The organism is Burkholderia sp. Bp8998, from assembly GCF_003854235.1.
GTDB lineage: Bacteria > Pseudomonadota > Gammaproteobacteria > Burkholderiales > Burkholderiaceae > Burkholderia.
This window is the reverse complement of record NZ_QTQF01000033.1, coordinates 1-17,279: the sequence shown is the minus strand read 5'-3', so window position 1 is coordinate 17,279 and position 17,279 is coordinate 1. Positions and strand designations below refer to the sequence as shown.

Annotated in this window: 13 protein-coding genes and 1 pseudogene; 5 read left to right on the top strand and 9 right to left on the bottom strand. The window is 58.5% G+C overall.

The window, feature by feature from the left end; genetic code table 11:
- Positions 1 to 2: 2 nt before the first annotated feature.
- The 6 genes from DIE06_RS27620 to DIE06_RS27595 are packed head-to-tail and all read right to left on the bottom strand — an operon-like array spanning position 3 to position 5,398.
- On the bottom strand, positions 3 to 425 hold the full coding sequence (locus DIE06_RS27620) for a lytic transglycosylase domain-containing protein (RefSeq protein ID WP_124664110.1): 423 nt from the start codon (positions 423 to 425) through the stop codon (positions 3 to 5).
- A complete protein-coding gene (locus tag DIE06_RS27615) occupies positions 422 to 1,732 on the bottom strand; it encodes a TrbG/VirB9 family P-type conjugative transfer protein (RefSeq protein WP_124664109.1) in 1,311 nt (436 codons plus the stop codon). Before DIE06_RS27615 ends, DIE06_RS27620 begins: the two co-directional genes overlap by 4 nt.
- A complete protein-coding gene (locus DIE06_RS27610) occupies positions 1,729 to 2,538 on the bottom strand; it encodes a transglycosylase SLT domain-containing protein (protein WP_124664108.1) in 810 nt (269 codons plus the stop codon). The genes DIE06_RS27615 and DIE06_RS27610 overlap by 4 nt, the downstream gene beginning before the upstream one ends.
- Positions 2,535 to 3,794: a TrbI/VirB10 family protein gene (locus DIE06_RS27605; RefSeq protein WP_124664107.1), complete on the bottom strand. Its 1,260-nt coding sequence runs from the start codon at positions 3,792 to 3,794 to the stop codon at positions 2,535 to 2,537. The genes DIE06_RS27610 and DIE06_RS27605 overlap by 4 nt, the downstream gene beginning before the upstream one ends.
- Positions 3,795 to 3,803: 9 nt before the next feature.
- A complete protein-coding gene (locus tag DIE06_RS27600; RefSeq protein ID WP_124664106.1) occupies positions 3,804 to 4,685 on the bottom strand; it encodes a TrbG/VirB9 family P-type conjugative transfer protein in 882 nt (293 codons plus the stop codon).
- The gene (locus DIE06_RS27595) at positions 4,682 to 5,398 is read right to left on the bottom strand and encodes a type IV secretion system protein (protein ID WP_124664105.1); all 717 of its coding nucleotides are present in this window, start codon (positions 5,396 to 5,398) and stop codon (positions 4,682 to 4,684) included. The genes DIE06_RS27600 and DIE06_RS27595 overlap by 4 nt, the downstream gene beginning before the upstream one ends.
- Before the next feature lie 283 nt (positions 5,399 to 5,681).
- On the opposite strand from DIE06_RS27595, the gene DIE06_RS27590 reads away from it, so the two are divergent.
- The 4 genes from DIE06_RS27590 (at position 5,682) to DIE06_RS27575 (ending at position 11,079) form a co-directional block, all read left to right on the top strand.
- Positions 5,682 to 6,230 (top strand): hypothetical protein, encoded by a 549-nt coding sequence (locus DIE06_RS27590; RefSeq protein WP_124664104.1) that lies wholly within the window; start codon positions 5,682 to 5,684, stop codon positions 6,228 to 6,230.
- Between the two features lie 218 nt (positions 6,231 to 6,448).
- Positions 6,449 to 7,012 (top strand): hypothetical protein, encoded by a 564-nt coding sequence (locus DIE06_RS27585; RefSeq protein ID WP_124664103.1) that lies wholly within the window; start codon positions 6,449 to 6,451, stop codon positions 7,010 to 7,012.
- 306 nt (positions 7,013 to 7,318) lie between these two features.
- Positions 7,319 to 8,521, top strand: coding sequence for a transposase (locus DIE06_RS27580; RefSeq protein ID WP_311767643.1), 1,203 nt, complete (start codon positions 7,319 to 7,321; stop codon positions 8,519 to 8,521).
- A 1,256-nt stretch (positions 8,522 to 9,777) separates the two neighbouring features.
- Positions 9,778 to 11,079, top strand: a complete 1,302-nt coding sequence (locus DIE06_RS27575; RefSeq protein ID WP_257775939.1) for a replication initiation protein — start codon at positions 9,778 to 9,780, stop codon at positions 11,077 to 11,079.
- A 151-nt stretch (positions 11,080 to 11,230) separates the two neighbouring features.
- On the opposite strand, the gene DIE06_RS27570 is transcribed toward DIE06_RS27575, so the two are convergent.
- Complete coding sequence (locus tag DIE06_RS27570; RefSeq protein ID WP_124664101.1) at positions 11,231 to 12,292, bottom strand: ParB/RepB/Spo0J family partition protein; 1,062 nt, start codon at positions 12,290 to 12,292, stop codon at positions 11,231 to 11,233.
- A gap of 1 nt (position 12,293) precedes the next feature.
- On the bottom strand, positions 12,294 to 12,965 hold the full coding sequence (locus tag DIE06_RS27565; RefSeq protein ID WP_124664100.1) for a ParA family protein: 672 nt from the start codon (positions 12,963 to 12,965) through the stop codon (positions 12,294 to 12,296).
- A gap of 856 nt (positions 12,966 to 13,821) precedes the next feature.
- Between DIE06_RS27565 and DIE06_RS38475 the strand changes: the two genes are divergently transcribed.
- Positions 13,822 to 13,995 (top strand): hypothetical protein, encoded by a 174-nt coding sequence (locus tag DIE06_RS38475; RefSeq protein WP_185733492.1) that lies wholly within the window; start codon positions 13,822 to 13,824, stop codon positions 13,993 to 13,995.
- A gap of 2,891 nt (positions 13,996 to 16,886) precedes the next feature.
- On the opposite strand, the pseudogene DIE06_RS39605 reads toward DIE06_RS38475, so the two are convergent.
- A pseudogene (locus tag DIE06_RS39605) lies at positions 16,887 to 17,171 on the bottom strand (ATP-binding protein); the annotation flags it as partial.
- Positions 17,172 to 17,279 lie beyond the last annotated feature (108 nt).

Here is a 17,279-nt window from a genome sequence, read left to right as displayed (position 1 = left end):
GGTTATTGGCCCTGCATGAGGCGGCGGTAGATCGCGCTCGCATAGACGAGCTGCTTCGAAGGCGTGACCGCGTTGTACGCACCGACCGCCTTCCAGTTCGGCCCGAATTGCTTGATGTTCGCGGCGAGGATCCATGCGCCGACGTACGCGCTCACGCAGGCGTTGAACAGGTGTTCGCGACGAATCCCGTACTGCGCGAGTTTCGGCAGCCAGGACGAATTGATCTGCATGAGGCCGATGTCCTCGCTGCCATTGGAATTGCGGTTGATTGCGTCGGGACGCATGCCAGACTCGTGCTGGGCGATCGCGCGCAGCAGCCGCGGATTCAGCCGGTGGTACATGGCCGCGTCGTCGATGCAGTCGGCGCGGCACACCGCGGCCGCGCCAAACAGCACACACGCGAGAATCGAACGAAGGCCGATCACGATGCCGCCCCTCCCTTCGATTGAGCAACACTCGGTGCCGCCGCCGCCGCGGCTGCCGGAGCCGGAGCCGGAACTGCCGACGGCACCTCCCGATAGGTCACTTCGTGACGACGCTTCACGTTGACCACATTGCCGTCGGCGGTTACGACGAACTGGTCGTCCGTGCCTTCGAACATGTAATAGCGGCCCTTCTGCTCGCCCATGCCGAGATGCCGCGTGTCGGTCACGCCGACCTTCACCACGGATTCCGCGAACTTGAAATACGTGCGCCCTTCCCGATCGAACACGGCTTCGAGCCGAGCACGGTTTGGCTGGTCGAAGTCGTAGACGGTCTTCGCGTCGCGGCTGACTTCGACACGATTGGATGCGTCAGCCACGACGATGCGCTCGGCGCGATCGATCGTCATCACGTTCGTCGCGGGATCCCAGCCCGGGTGCAATGACTTGCCGCCCGGGGTCAGGAAGGTCACGTCCTTCCCCGGCCGCGCGGCGAATCGAAGCTGCGTGTGCGTATCGTCGCCATCGCGAATCGCCTGCGCGCCGAACCGTTCGGCCAGCTGCGACACCGGCGCCGGCTGCGCAGAAACGCTCGCGACGACCGCTTCCAGTCCGGCCTCGTCCGTCCGGCGCTCGCTCGCCGCATAGTTCAGAGCGGCGGACTTCGGCACGTCGCGATGCAACCGAATGTGGCGCGCACCGAAATCGACGTCGGCGTACAGACCGGTCTGCGTCAGCAGTCGATCCAGCGCCTGCAGCCAGTTCTCTCCGTCATGCGTGTCGAACGCAGCCGCGTTCGTCAGATCGACGTCCTTTTGCGCGGCACCGGTCCACCCTTGCGGTACCAGCGCCTTCACGACGTTCGCCACGGGCGTTGACGTGTGCAGAGGGCGAACGGGCTCGAGCGCACCGCGCGTGCCAATAAGCGTCAGCCGGTTGGTAAAGCCGTCAAACCCGGCCGGCTGATCGTCGTGCAGCGCGGCGAGCGGGCCGGTGCCGCCGATGAACATGTTCGCTTTCTTCCAGCGCGCGGTCGCCGCGCGCCCCGCCACCTTGTAGCTGATTGTCTGCGGCGTGCCGTCGACCACCACGTACGGTCCTTCGTTGTGGCCGCCGTCGGCGGTGATGACCTGACCGGCGCGGGGCTGGATATACGTCTTTGCGCCGTCGTTGAAGATCAATGCCGGACGCTCGGCAATGCCGCCCATGATCTCGTAATCGAAATCGAACGGATCGGTGTTTGCCCCGTGAGCGATCCCATAGGAGAGTGCGACGCATGCGCAAGCGAGGCGTGTGAGCGCGCGCTTCATTGGCTTGCCTCGATCATGGAGAGATGACGCACGAATCGCGCGAGATATGCACGGCCCGGCGTCGGGTTCGCGCTATGGTAATAGGCAATCGCCTTCTCCACGGAACCGGTGCGTTCGTAGTTGTCGTTCAGGATCTGCTCGGCCACACGCACATTGGTCGCTGGCGCGAGCGCGTCCCAGGCAGAGGCGAAGCGCTTGCCATGAAAGCACCAATTAATCTGCAACAAGCCGACGTCAAAATCGCACCGGCCCCGCGCGATCAGCATTTCGATCGCCTTGTAGGCGTCCATCCGGGATTTGAAGAACAGCCCCTGACCGGCAACGTTCAGCGTCCACGGCCAGGGCCGGCCGTTGTAGGCCGATTCGTTCAAAGCGATGCCCGCCAGTACCTTCGGGTCAACACTCGTTCGCAGCAGCTCGAACGGTGCCACGGCCGGCGCACATGCCCAGCCACCACGCCCCTCGGTCACGGCGGCTTGTGCGTCGTCGGACAGCACGGGGGGCTGCAGCCAGCCTCGATCGGCGAGCAGTTGCTCGAGCGAGACATCGCGGCCGTCGATCGTCACGGTGATTCCCGTGTCCGGCGCGCTTCGCACCGGTTGCCCGACGAGGGACACCGCCCATTCGACGAACGGTTCGAGGCCGCAGAAGAACACCGGCTTGCCGGGCAACGTGACAACCTCGCGGGCCTTGCCACTCGAGATCACGACGCTCACCGGACTGATGACCTGAGAAATCGTGGTCGCCGCGTGTGCCCTCGCGACACCGAGCGCCAGCGATGCAATGAAAAGGAGTCGCTTCATCATGGGCGGTACGGTTCCAGGACCATGTCTCGGTTGACTTTGAGCATGAAGTGGCGCTCGCCCGGGTCGGAGTTGATGGTGGGCGGGATGTTCTGGTAGCGGCCCAGCACGGATTGCGCGGTCTGCGCGGCGACCTGCCCGGCCGTACTGCCGACTTGGGTGACGCCGAGCGGGCCGGTGGTCGTGGAGGTATTGCCCCCATCGAAGCGACGTAGCAGGATGGCGGTCAGGACCGACGCACCGTAGATCTTGAGGAAGTGGTTGTTGACATGCCCGGAGAACCCAGCCGCCCCGTTGCCGTCGGCACCCTGCGCGCCGTAAAGCGGCACGTGCTTGCCGTTCGGCAGGCGCATTTCAGCGCCGGCGACAAGGATCGACTCCTGACCGGGTTGTACGTCCGAGCTGTAGGGGGCGGTAACGGTTGTACCCCACGGGATCATGAGGCAGGTGCCAGTGAGGCTGTCATAGACGTCGCGCTCGACTACGAGCGAAGCCGTGCCGGGACGATCGGAGTTGAGCGCCTCGGCCGACAGCACGGGGATTTTGGCAGGCGGCGACAACGTACAACCGCGCGACTGGCCGACGAAGCCCGTACGGGGAAAATCTCGACCGTTCTCGCTTTGCAAGGCGACGTTGCGCATGAACTCGTTATCGCGTTGCTGCGTCGTCATTGCGCCGGGCGCTTGTCCACCCTTGGCAGCGGCAGCAGCCTGTGCGATCGCGGCGTTCGTCGCTGCCTCTTGCGCGGCCGCCTGCTGCAGCATCTGCTGCGGTGTCACAACACCGTTCGGCATTTGCTGTTGCTGCTGAGCATTGGCGGCTGGCGTTTTCAGGCCATCCTTGAAAATAGGCGACGCGTAGATATTGTCCTCAGCCGTTTTCGCCTTGAGGTCCGTGTTTCCTTGATCCGGAACGAGCGAATCCGCCGAGAGATTCGGCTTCTTGTCGGCGACCGGCGCGGAAGCGGCACGCGCTGCCGCTTCGGAGGCTGCGCGGCGCGCAGCGGCCTGCTGATCGGCAATGATCTTGTCGACGTCTTCCGGACGATTGCTCTTGTCGATGCCCTCCGCCGCGCGCTCCTTCTTGAGCCGAAGCGCCTCTTCGTCCGCCTTGCGACTGTCCTGCGTCTGGTAGTAGAAGCCGATCGCGCCAATTGCGATGGCAGCGATGCTGCCCACCGCGATCAAGGCGTTACGCGGCACCTTGCCCTTGACGAGCGAGGCTTGTTCCGGCGACAACGTGTCGGTCTGTTTGGCCATGTCGCGCGCTCAGAATCCGAACAGGCCGCGGCGGCCACGCTTGATCGTGACCACTTCACCCGCGCGCGTCAGCGTGATTTCATCCGACAGCTGCTGGACAACGATGTACGGCCCTCTCCGGATAAAGTTGGGGCTGACGATGTCTCCGCCCTCTCTTACCGTGGGCACCGCGAACGGCGCGTTTTGCGGCAAGCGAATCCAGACGAACTTGCCGTCGTCGAACACGGTCTCTGGCTTGATCACGCCGGATCCGGACACGGTGTACTCGAAATTCAGCTTGTCGGGCGTCACGCCGATCGGGCCGGAGTCGGTTTGCGAAGCGACACCTGGCAGGCTGCCTTCCGCGCCGTCATTGCCGCCGCCCTCGCGCGCACGAACTTTCGCCATCAGCGAATTCGGATAGTTGAAGCGGACTGACTGATAGAACAGGCCGCCGACCGGCGATGACACGAGCGTCATGTCGTACTCGCGCATGTTGGTGGTCAAATGCAGCGTGTTCACGAGGCCGGGTTTGGTCGGCTTCACGAAAACGTGATTCGCGCCGTCGGTATCGATCATCCATTGGATGGAGTCACCGAGCGCGGGCTCCGCGGTCAGCACCTCGCCGCGCGCGAGCTCGATCGTTGTCACCTTGAGCGGTGCCGTCATGACGCGGAAGATCTGATCGCGGCTGTACGGAAACACGGCCATACGCGCATCGCCGGGCATCGTGATCGGATCCGCGCCCGAGTTGTATGGATTCACCGGACTCATCGGATCGCCGATGATCGTCGCAAGATCGAAGTTCGGGGTCGGCGGGAGAACGGGCGCTGCGGGCTTTGCGGCAAGAGCGCTGGCCGTCGCGACCATGGCGAACGCGCCGCACGCAGCAAGGGTACGGAGTCGTTTCATGCGGCGGTCTTCTGCAGTGTCCAGAACGGGTAATAGACCCCGAATGGGTTGTTACCGAGTGCGTCCTCTTGTGTCGGCGCAACGATCTGGTAGCGCACCGTGAGGGCGTAACGCACAACTACGGGCTTGTCGGACGGCGTCTGGGTGGTGGACGTGGTGAATTCAATGATCGCCGTGGAGTCCTCGAGGAGGGACACGTTGGTCACGCGGGACTCACGTACGAGCTTCGGGTTCGTAGTGATTTGCTGGAACGGCGCATCCTGCTTCAACCAGTCAGCAAACTGATTGCGGGCGTTGCCAGTCATCTGCTGCTTGACCGCGTTGATGTTCCTGGCCATGCGCGACGACTGGATGTCATCGGTCAACACAGGCTCAATCGTGAACCAGCGTTCGACGGTTTCGCGCAGGGCCTTCCGCTTTGCCTGGTCGTCTGGCTTGTACGAGGTCAGTTGCGTCACGATGGGGTTGCCGCCGGCATCTGACGAGACACCGTAAGCCTTGACCACGGAGGGCGCAGGATTGCGGGTGTACACGGCACCGCCCGCTACGATCGCGAGGAGGAAACAGAAGGTCTTCCAATGGTTGGCCTCCACGCGCAGGCGCGTGGACTGATCGAAGATGATCTGCTCAGGATCTTCGTTCGAGTAGAAGCCCGGCGCAGGCGACAAGGCGACCTGCTTCTTGCTTCGTGGGAAGAGTCGAGGGAAACGCATCGCGGAGATTCCAATTGGGCCGGTTCAATTGGAACAGCCGGGCCAGCAGCGCAACGCGGCAAAAGAGGTGCGATTTGGGAGACCTTTTTACTTGCCCGCAAACTCACCGCGAATTCGATACGCGCACGTCAACCGGTTGAGGGGGGCAGCCCGAAATGATGTGCAAAAATACCCCTCTTTTGATCCTTTCCGTCGCATCGAAGTGCAATAGACTATTTGCGAGTCGTTTCACAAATTTCACGGCAGATGAGCGTTGGCCTCCAATAACTTGATCAGAACTGACATGGAACGCGAAGAACAGCAGGCAGCTGCAATGGCGATCCATTCGACGCTTCGCAAGGGTGGTGTTTCGCCTGTAGAGCTGGGCCGGTTCTATCGAACGACCCTTGACGATGGAATCTGCTCGAATCAAGTTGAACTTGCCCGGTTGTTCTCTACGTCGACTGGAGTTGTATCGAAGGCCCTACGCGCATCTACCTTGCCTGAGCCTGTTATCACCGCATTGGGCGGTTCCGACCGAGTTACCTTCCGTGTCGCCGAGACGCTCGCAAAACTCTTGACTTCGCTCGGCAACGACGTTGTCTGCCGAAATGCCGAGAAGATTGTTGACGGCAGAACGCTCCCGATTGCGATAGTCCTCGCTGCGCTCGCCAATGAAAGCGCGAACGTACACGGTGGCCGCCTCGTATCGGTCTCGGTCGCGGCCACCGGGAGGTATTTGAAGCTCGACGTCGAACCGAGAGCTATGGCACGGATCCTGAGCCGCTTCGCCGAGTTCTCCGAGGCGATCGACACGTCGGCACGAAAGATATGTACGGTGAGCCGCTCATAACGGCTCGATAGCTTGTGTTGCAGAAATTTCGCACGGCACAGAACGACGTCGTGCGGAATGCATTGCTAATTCAACGGCTTGTATAGGGGTATTTTTAGTACCCCCCTCAACCGGTTGAGCGGCAGGGAGTTAGTCGCGATAAAGCCGGCTACCTTCGTACGGCCCAGACGACGGCTCGATCTCCATCGTGCTATCGCAATTTTCCAACGTGACTCAGCATGGACAAAGTCGAAATTTCAACCTTCCCGGATCTGAATACAGCGATGGCAGCGCATAAAGCGCTTACGGCCACTTGCGCCTCACCGGTGAGAATGGGACGGTTCTATCTGGCGGTGCTGGAACGGAAGCTGTGGCTGACGCAAGCGGCGCTTTCCAACGATCTCAAAGTCTCACCGTCGAAGGTCTCCCGATCAATCGCGGCTGCGTTGCTTCCCGCGCCAATTCTTCGATCGTTCAGTGACGAAGATCACATCACGTTCGAGACTGCCGGTGCAATCTCGAAGTTGATTCGACAGTGCGGTAAACAGTTGGTGACGAGCCGTGCTCGATCCGTGCCGCTGGGCTCATCGCCCGACGTTGTGAGGTCAATATTGTTGTCGGGGAATGGTCCGGTTGAGAGCACTCGGAATGAGGACGCGATCTCGGTCAACCTGTCAGTCTGTCGAGGTCATGGTCGGCGGTATGTGCGAATGGACTCTCCGAACATTGATCGAATCGTCCCATATCTCAGGGATCTGGAAATCCTTGTCAACACCTTCCTTCCGTCGCTGCTGAAATGTTGACAAAGTGTCGCGGGAGGAAGTATCCGGTGCACGAACGATTGGTTTGCGCCTGTGGTTCGATTGAACCTTTGCCCGCGCATTCCCCTTCCTAGTGCGGCCGGTTCGCTTGCGAACCTATAGGCGAAGCCGATCGGACAGGAAGGGGGCTAGCGGGCAGGTTTGCCTTTTGCCTTCTTTGCGGCCGACTCCCGTGCTTGCTCCTCCGTGCCCTGCGCTTCGACCTACGTGTTAGCCTCGCATCATGGAACGCCGCAAGGTCACCATCAAGCTGTCTCCGAATGCTCGTGAGGCAGAACGCCTGACGGGCTGGATTCGCTTGCACTGCGAGCTATACACGCGGCGCTCGAGGAGCGTATCGACGCCTACCGCAAGCACGGTAAGCCAGTCCGCTACTACGAGCAGCAAAACGTGCTGCCCGAGATCAAGGCGGCCCGCCCGGAGTTCGTCGATCTGGACTCTCACACGTTGCAGCAGACGTTACGCAAGCTCGATCCGGCGTTTCAGGCCTTCTTCCGGCGGGTCAAGGTAGGACAGACGCCGGGTTTCCCGAGGTTCAAGGCCAGCAAGCGGTTCGCTGGCTTCTGCTATCCCGATCCCGCTGGCTGGAAACTCATGCAGCACGGCGGACGCGGTGCAACGCTGCGAATCGGTAGCGGCAAGGCAGCCATGTCGATCCGCGCGCGCGGCCAGCATCGGTTCGGTAATGGCGCAAAGCCCAACGATCTGACCATTACGCGCAAGCATGGGGAGTGGTTCGCCTCCGTGACGTTACGAGTCTCGAAGGATGCATGTGCGCGCGCCCGTAGCGATGACGCGCATCGCGGCGTGGACTTCGGCCTCAATGATTGGGCCACGTTCGACGACTGCGAGACGATCGCCAATCCGAGATTCGTTCGCAACGAGATGCCACGCATGGCCGACCTTCAGCGCCAACAGGCACGCAAGAAACGCAGCTCCATTCGGTACAGGCGCCTCGGCGCACAGGTAGCGAAGCTGCACGAGCGCATCGGCAACCTGCGTCGCGAGTTCCTGCACAAGGAAACGACGCGCATGGTGACGGCGTGTGCAGTGCTTGCCACGGAGGAACTGCGCACGCAGAACATGAGCCGTTCGGCCAAAGGCACGCAGGACAAGCCCGGCCGGATGGTCAAACATAAAGCTGGGCTGAATCGCGAGATTCTGTCCGCGGGATTGAGCATGGCGCATCAGATGCTCGCGTACAAAGTGGTGGAGACTGGTACGCGACTGCACGTGGCGAACACGCGTCAGTTAAAACCATCGCAGCGTTGCGCCGCGTGCTGGGAGATCGTTCACAAGACGCTCAGCCACCGCAGGCATGTGTGCCCGTATTGCGGGCACACCGCGCAACGCGATCAGAAGGCAGCGTCGGTCGTCCTGATCGATGCGCACACGCCTGGAACGGGCGTGGCGGCGAGACGGAAACCTCTGTCGAGGCAACGCGCCAAGTCCAAGTCTGTGACCCGCGAAACCCCCACTACAGCGTCGTAAGACGCTTAGCGGTGGGAGAGTTCATTCTTAAGGTTCACGTTTGTGGTTCTCCGATAGGACTGCAGTGGCTGCGACGTCACCCCGAGTCTTGAGGCAATGGCTGGTTCCACATGAGCAAGGCTCCGTAGGTGAACGTCAACGGATCCATATAGTGGCGGGGCACAATGGGTGAATTTCTATGGTTCCGTCTGCCAGCCACGCGCGATGGGTGAACATCCATGGTTCCGTATGCTAGCCGCGCTCAGTGGGTGAACGTCTATGGTTCCGCATGCTAGCCGAGCTCAGTAGGGTGAACGTCTATGGTTCCGTATGCCAGCCGAGCTCAGTGGGTGAACGTCTATGGTTCTGTATGCCAGCCGAGCTTAGTGGGTGAACATCTATGGTTCCGTACGCCAGCTGCGTCCGACGGGTAAACGTCTATGGTTCCATGTATCAGTCGCTCGCCATGGGTAAAAGGCTCTGGTTCTCTATCTTGGAGCACGGGGACGTTTACGTGTTTTCGATAAACACTTTCAACCTTTTAACTACGTTTACGTTGGACGAAATCCTTACCCGATAAGGCTTTCAAGAGGGTCGGGTCTATCGTTATGGTTCCTTGGGTACATTCCTGTGGTTCTATAGGTCGAAGGATATGGTTCCGACCGGTCATACCTATGGTTCCAGAGGTAAATGGATATGGGGCATGGGTGCATCTATATGGTCCATCCGTCAAAGTTGCCCGTGCTGACATCGCCCGATGGCTGTTGGTAGACGTCTATGGTTCCTCATGTATATGAGGAGTCACTTGATGTTCTGTCTACAAGTGTATGATTTAAAACAGTTTTGATTCAGGATCGCCCGGCGCGGGTTCATGTTTATGGTACCCATCTAGCCCTCGAAAACGGGGACTGGTCATGGCTCCTGAGCCGAGGCCTGTAGACCTGGGCGATCAAGAACAGCTTTAAGGTGCATATCTATGGTTCGAACAGCAGGCGAATGCTGCGTGATTTTGGGGGCCTTTCGCGATCGAAGGTCAACGCCCATGGTTCTCTGGTTGAAAGTGAGTGTGTGCTCACACCTGCATAGTGCTTTGATTATTAAATGGATTTCCATTGGCCTAACAAGAATGCCAGTGATCTTATGAGAATGGTGCATGGCTATGGTTCTGATGGACTTGTAGAGGCGCATCTTCTAAGAGAGCGCATCTCCTGAGCGCTTGAAGGTGAATGCGGAACAGGGTATTGTTACCTTTCGTTCATCTTGGCTCCGGACTTGACGTGCCCAAAAAGAAAATCACCGTCCCAACAGACACGAGTCAGATCACGCTGTTCCCGTTGGCGGATCTACCGGAGCCTTTTCGGAAAGCGGTTCCTGCAGTACATGTCGCGCCGCAATCCGGCGCCATTTCGCTACAGCAAGGCAAGATGTTCAACGCCCTGATCAAGAACGCCATCGAGCAAAACAAGCAGGGTGAACGTGTATGGTTCGAATACCAGATCTTGGATCTGATAGAGGACGTCGGCCTGAATACAAAGAACCGCGACTATGTTAAAGCGACAGTCAACTCGTTAGTTGGCTTTGTGGTCAACTGGGACCATCTGTCCGGGAAGTCCGAGTGGAACGCGAGTGGTCTGATTGCCGGTGCAAAGATGTCGGGCTCGACGCTGAAGTATCAGTTCTCGGACAACATGCGCGAACTCTTGATGAACCCGCAGACCTATGCGCGTATCGACATGCGGATCGCACGGTCGTTTAAGCGTGGACATGCTCTAACCCTTTGGGAGAACGTGGTTCGCTACGAAGGAGTCGGCCGGACTCCCAAACTTAGCGTTGAATCCATTAGGGATCTGCTTCTGGGCCTCGACTGGCGGGAAGGCTCGTACTCGCAGTACAAGATTTTCAAGAGCCGTGTCCTTCAGCCAGCTCTCATCGAGATCAACGAGGTTTCTGACCACGAGATCGAGATGGCTGAATTTAAGAATGGGCGCGCGATTGCGGCTGTCCAGTTTTCGATCACGCCTAAGCGCAAGCCCGAAATCACGCAGGAGGCGGATCTGGATCTCGTTGGCGGCATGACGAAGCTTGGAATTCCACTGGCCGAGGCACGCAAGCTCGCATCGACACATAGTAACGATGCGATCCGTAAAGCGATCGATTACACCGAGCAACGCGTTAAGAAAACTGGCGTCGAGCCTGTCGCTCAAGTTGGCGCATATTTCCGAAAGGCCGTTGAGGGTGGCTGGGAAGTGGCCAATTCGACACCCGCCGAAAAGCCGCCGAAAGCACCGATCGAGTCAGGCGATGAGTTGAAGATCAAACTGCACGCTCAGTATGCGGCTCATCGGACCGAGCAGATTCGTGGCTTCTTCAATGAATTGGATGCCACGGAGCAGAAGAAGTATGTATCGCAGTACAACGAGCAGCAGCCATCGGAGATCCTCCGGCTGTCAGATTCCAAGAAGGGGAAGAAATCGGCAGAGGCGGCTTTCTTCGGGTGGCTTGCCACTGCTGTTTGGGGAGAGCCCACGGACGCCGACCTCTTGAGCTTCGTGCTTCAGGGCGCCAAGTCAATCGCGTAAGCCGGGTTCCGGCATGCGAGTAGCGTGGCTATTTGTTCGCTTTGCGCGAACTATCGCGCTGCCCTAATGCGAAGAGGCCAGTTCTTAGCTGGCCAGCCTTGTGTCTGTGCGCACAAACGCACGAATCAGGCGTTTGTGCGGCATTGTTCCGTTAGGTGCTCTCCCCCGCCTGCTCTTCAGCGAGGTGGGTCGCGACGAAATCGCGCACGACTTTCTCCAATTGTGCGACGAGGATGGTCTGCTGATCTTCGTTGAGACTCGTCAGTTTCAGTTCGGTACGTCCATCGCGATAACGCTTGAGCGCACCGATGTCCCGGCCGCTTGCCGTATGAAAAGGAACGTTGCTGCTGTAGTGCGTTTTCGCGGCGCGTGGAGGCGAAGTGCCATCGAGCTTCTTCACATACTCCTCGAGTCGACGTACCGAGTACTCTCCGGCGAGTACTCGCTCGAGGATGGACTCGGCCGTAGCGTGGTCGGCACGCTCGAGGATAAGTTTGATGTTATAGGCATGGGCGAGGCCAACCTCTTCCGCATTCGCCAATCGTTGAAGAAAGTGCTTCGGCAGTTTGCCGACGTGTAGCGTTTTCGAAACCAGCGATTTGTTGATACTGAGGTGTTCCGCGAGCGCTTCCTGGCTCTCAAAGATATCTTGATCAAGGAGGCGTTCCCATGCAACGGCATCATCGAACACGGTTTGTTTGGTTCGATTCTTGTTGATGCTGCTTGCCATGAGATAGAGATCCTTGTCGGACAGATCAGGGACGATCTCTGCATCGATCGACTGCTCGCCAAGGCTCTTTTTTGCGCGGAATCGGAATTCGCCATCGACAATCACGTACTTGCCGGGGAAGCGATGATTGCGTGTGACGGTGATCGCGACATGCTGCCCTTCCCGCCTCATTCGGACAGCCAGGTCATCGATCGCGATCGGGCTATAGAACTCACGCGGATTGAACGGGTTCGAAACGAGTTCATTCAGCAGAATCCGCACGCGAGGTAATACAGCGGACGCATTAGTGCGGCTGCCATACGTACTCGCGAGCGGATCACCCGACACGGCTGCACCGGCAGGCGCAGGGGCTCGCTCCTCTACGGAGGTCACGCCAGTCGCATCGAGGCGCCCGTCCACATCAGCCTTTTCGTTGGCAATGCCCTTGCGAATGGAGGCACCCAACAGTCCCTGCTTCGGTTTAGCTTGATCCTTGTTCGACATTTCACGCCTCCAGCAGGCCCTTGATACCGAGAATTTCCCTTGCAACGGCCATGATCTCCTCTTTGGCTTGCTTGGCAGTTCGTTGTCCCTTCACGGAGAACACCGTCGCACCGATGCCGATCGAAGTTTTGTAGATTTCGCGCAGGGCGATCGTACTTTCGAGAATCGGATATGGATTGTCCTCACCCATTGCGGCGCGGACTTCCGCATAGCCGGTAGTCTTGGTGTTCACGCGATTGAACACAATGCCGCATCCCGTCGGGTCGCTACCGATCGTTCGGCGGACCAGCTGCAGCATGCCGATCGTGCTCCACGCGTCGAGAGCCGAGGCATCCATGGGAACAAGCACAAAGTCTGAAGCGGCGATTGCAATCTCGGTGTTCTTGTCGTGAACGCTGGGCGGACAGTCAACGAGGACAAGGTCATAATCCTGCGCCATCCGCTTGATCTCGCGGCTGAGATTCGATCCCGCCGCGGCCATGTTCACTACGGTGAAGGGATATGGAACATCACCGGCTCCGGTCGCTCGAACGGCTGAGCTCTGAGAATCGGCGTCGATCACGAGGACGCGCAGGTCGGGGGCGTCGTCGCAGTACGCGCCTGCCAGGTTGAGGGTGATCGTGGTTTTCCCGCTCCCGCCCTTCTGGTTGGCAACGGCGATAACTATTCCCATGTCGTCCTCTCTATAAAAGATGATCGCCAAAAATAAATTATTTTGACGAAAAATGCAATAAAAATATGGAGAATATTTCGCTCCAATCGCGATGACATTTGTATTTTTCCGTGAAGATCTTCAATGGAATCGAGAGAGTCCATCTCGCTTGTGATCGCTCTGGTCACGGGTTGATTGAGCAAATAGCACCATGATCGTTCCCGTCGATTGCTCTTGAATGATCAGGTTTCCACGTGGAATCCGATTGCCGATCGCTGTATTCGGTGACGCTATTGATCTCACGTGGCGTCCTACGTTCCGCAATTTTCGAAACTTGCCGACTCCGGTGTGTAGCGGAGCGCCGTACCTTCCGCAGAGATCTATGTTCCAGATCACATCGACCAGCTCAGCTCTTGGGGAATCCTCTGAGGGCTGGCTGTTGCGAGATTGTGGATGCGTCTGCGGCGTGACGTGGCCACATATGCTGAAATTAAGTACGGCGGACAAATGTTCCTCGACGCAGAACGTTCGACTTACCGGGAGGTTTCCACGTGGAAACATCGCGAATATCCGGTTGAATAAGTACACCCCAGTCATATTCAATACGGGTTCATCGTCACGTTCGGACCGGCCACTCGTTCGGCTTCAGGCTAGGTTTCCACGTGGAAACCTCCTGTGCATTTGGGTGGGTGCTTCCGGCCGACTTCAACGTATGTGTCCGAATGCGTTGGGGTGTCACCACTTTCTGTTCTCCGGCGGGTTTCCACGTGGAAACATCGTAGACTTCGGGGTGACTAGTGCATCCCGGTCACATTCAATACGGGTTCGTCCGCGCGTTCGCGCCGCCCATTCGTTCGGCTCCGAGGTGAGTTTCCACGTGGAAACTCACCCCCATTTTTCTGCTTTGACTGTGCAGGGCTTTCTGCTGGCTCAGCCAAATGTGCTCGCCATATCGCAAGACAATGATAAGCATCTGACCTTGAACGCATTCACTCAAAACCAGTTCGGCCCCTGCCATGGCGACAGCATCGCCACGGCGAGAAGTGGCTGAAACGTTGCCTGTTTCGTTGCAGGTACGGCAAGATTCGCGTCGATCGTAGGCGCCACTATTGTGGTGATATATCGAGGTGGAACGGGCGTCGAGAAGGCCGCATGGGTACTGGCCAGCATTGTTCTTCTTCTTGATGCGCAACTGTTGCCAGCAATATCGAAGCCTCTAGGCGAATTCCTCAAAGTTGCTGCGCTACTCTTTTGGGTGCTTTGTCTGGCGGCGACAGCATAGGACCACGCTATCGTCTTTCTTCTCGCTCAGAATCATGCGCGACAACTCCGTGCGTCGACGATCAAAGGCCCTCACAGGGCATGGTTGCCCCACTCGCAGGGTCGAGATCCGACGAAATTGCCAGTGACAAGGCGTTGGGGCAGCGCGAACGGGCATGGATTGGTTTGCAACATTGCCACTAGAGCTGCGACCGCTGGCGTTACTGCCGCGGCGCGGCGTCGGCAGGTTTGATAGCGCTGAATGTCGAGCTAGCACAATCTGAGCGTGGGCAACGCCCTGCCGATGCCCTAGCATCGGAGCGAACGGAGATAAGCGTCAATTGCGCCGCTACCGCGGCTGATCCCGTGACGATACGCTTAGCCCGTCTGATCGGCGCGGACGTCGGTGTTTAAACTTTGTGTGGCGGTTGCGTTGGGATTGTTTTTCCGAGGGAATTGGGAGCCTGTCATGGACAATCGCATTGACGGATCGGGACTTCCGGTCAGCTTGTCCAAAACGAGGCCGGTAGAGTTGGGCGAAGTCCGCGCGACGGTGACCGCTATTCAGAAGTTTTTTCGTTGCTCTCAGAAACGCACGATGTACATCAATCGCGTGTATGCAAGGTGGAAAGCATCATGAATTGATCCGCGAGATTCGATCAGGCCGGGCGAAAGTCACGCCACTGCGACAGTTTTGACGAGTGTCGTGACCAATCAAAGTTTCCACGTGGAAACCCAACGACAGGGTGCCATTACGCCGGCTGTCTACTTCGATGATTAATTTTATTTTTGAGTTTCTATATATCGCTTGCCGAGAGAGCAGGGCAGCCGCCGACATACTTCCTAGCGCGAGTACGAAAGCTGTCTCAGGTGGTAGCCACGCGAAGGATTTTCTCGGCCTCGCAGACCTACCAGCTAATCTTCGCGGTCGCATAGGTCGAAATGGTGTCAAGTGAGTTGTAGGCTGCAAAAAGCTGAGCACTCTCGAGGTTCATGCAGTGGGAGAGGGCGTGTGAGACAAACCTATGCTGGAGCGAATGCATGCTCGTTGCGCTGACTGTGCGGGCGTGCTGTGAGCCTTTGTGCAAGGCGCCGCGTTTGCCATGGCGAAGAAATGCTGCACTTTATGCATGTCTAGATGGATCGGCCTCACGTAGCGAGCGAAGAACGGCAAGCGTCGCGTCGGCGCATCCGCCGTTTTCAGTCGCTTCGTAAGTATGCCGTGCTTATCGAGCAGTGCTGATAGCGGAATGCCGACCGGGCGGATCAGGGGTTCATGCAAGCTGCGCGTGTCGCGGTAGTCGGCGATGGGCTCGAGAACTACCGGGACGAGGGGAGGGAAGCGTTCCGTCGCAATTTTACCGACCACGCGCAGCAAGTAAAAGGTTGCGAATAAGCATGGCGCTTGGTTCTGGCGGTCGCGAAGGCGCTAACAGTCGGGTGATGTGGGCAAAGACGAGCAAACGCATGGCCGTCTGCGCCCCGACGGGACCGCATTTGCGTCCGACTCGAATCCGGACGCCGTCCGTGGATGTTCCTCTGTAGGTACGCTATTTCGCAACTAACAGTCATGTCCGCAGGGCGCACATGTTGCGCCCTGCGGCGCCACATGGCGAGCAGACTGCCTATGACGATGCTCGCAGACTGACGCCCCAATGGGACCGGCTCCGCAATTCTGCGCGTGGTCTTTCTTGGCGACTGATCGGGGCTTACTGGCGATCTGGCTCGAATCGTTCGTTGGTTTGCAGCTGTGAGCTGAAGGGAAAGTTGCAGTACTTTCAGGTGTCAGTTGTTGACGCAGCGAGGGTTCATGTAGGGACCATCATAACTTTCGCTTCATGGCCCACAGAAGCAAGATTCGGAAATGTCGAGTGACGGAAGAGAAAGTCTAAAACGCCACGTGTTATGGGCACCGAGTCGTTCCGTGAAACACTCGGGAGAAACTGCCACAAGCCTGAAATTCAATCCCAGCAAGGGACTGCGACGATTTGGCGGGATTTTTCGCTGTTGTTTCACAACGTGTGGAGCCCGAGGACAGAAAATTCTCTCAAAACCGGCACGTGTCGACTTGCACAGCCACAAACACGATAGACTGTATCAAATGATACGTATTTTGTAGTGATGATCCGCGCGCCAAATTTCAACCGCGCGGCGGTCAGGGTCGGATGGCCCGATGCTTTTGTACTAAAACATGATTGTTGGGCAAAACCGAAACCTTGGCCATGATCCCACCACGTTTTGTGCGTGCGGTCACCAGCACCCGCCCATACGGCGCGCACCGATATGATTTGTTCGGATCAAAGATCGGCCGCCGGCTGACTCTGTTCGGGCGGCACGCGCTGGATCTGCGGCTCCGCCTCGAATCGGATACTCACGTGCTCGCATACTGCGAGCGGCCCCCGTGTATTCCAGACGCGAATCCATCACGGCCCGTCGACTTTTGGATCCGCACGCCCGATGGCGAGAAATTTTGCGTCGTGTGGCGTTCCGCGGAGTCGACTGCGGTTGCGCTGGGAGGCCGCCTGTTTCCGGCATTCGTGGAGCATGGCGTCTTCGTTACAGCTCGACCTGGTTCATCCACATCATCTCGACGATTCGCCGGCCCTGCGCGAGAACAGGAAGACAATGCTGCATCACCTCGCAGCCACTCATTCGATTCCTGTCGGGCAACTGATGCGATGTGCGCCCGACTAGGAACGTGAAGAGCTTGATCTGCTGGCGATCGAGTGCGTCGTGAACGTCGCGGAGCCATTCGTATTTGTTCTCGTTGTAGCGTTGAGTCTCGTTGGAAAAGAGCAGCGCCGTACCGCTGCCGGCGCGGGCGGCGGCCTCGCGAATGCGTAGCGACATGCGCGTGCGTTTGGCCGAAGTCGTACCGGCATTGGGCGCATGATCGCCTACCGCCTCCAGCAGATGTGCGAAGAACGGCCCTTCGGCATGCCGCGGCTTGTGTTCGCACTCCGCATGGTTTTCGTCATCTTCGGTTAGTGAGGCTGACGGCAGGGCAAGTATCGTGCTGCGCACGACGCCATCTTGCGGGCCATCGAGGAAGGCATCGCGCAGGGGCCACGCACG